The organism is Rothia nasimurium, assembly GCF_928391935.1.
In the GTDB taxonomy this organism is placed as follows: Bacteria; Actinomycetota; Actinomycetes; order Actinomycetales; family Micrococcaceae; genus Rothia; species Rothia nasimurium_D.
Genome location: NZ_CAKMTD010000035.1, coordinates 1 through 255 on the forward strand (window position 1 = coordinate 1; position 255 = coordinate 255).

The 255-nt window shown below is 54.5% G+C and carries 1 rRNA gene; it reads left to right on the forward strand.

Features of this window, described 5'->3' with window-relative positions:
- A 23S ribosomal RNA gene (locus L7A15_RS10625) occupies window positions 1-255 on the forward strand; the annotation flags it as partial.

Consider the following 255-nt stretch of genomic DNA (forward strand, 5'->3'; position numbering starts at 1 on the left):
TTACAAGCCGTTGGAGCCTTTTGGGGTGACAGCGTGCCTTTTGAAGAATGAGCCTGCGAGTTAGTGTTCTGTCGCGAGGTTAACCCGTGTGGGGAAGCCGTAGCGAAAGCGAGTCTGAATAGGGCGTTTGAGTGGCAGGATCTAGACCCGAAGCGGAGTGATCTATCCATGGCCAGGTTGAAGCGACGGTAAGACGTCGTGGAGGACCGAACCCACTTCAGTTGAAAATGGAGGGGATGAGCTGTGGATAGGGGT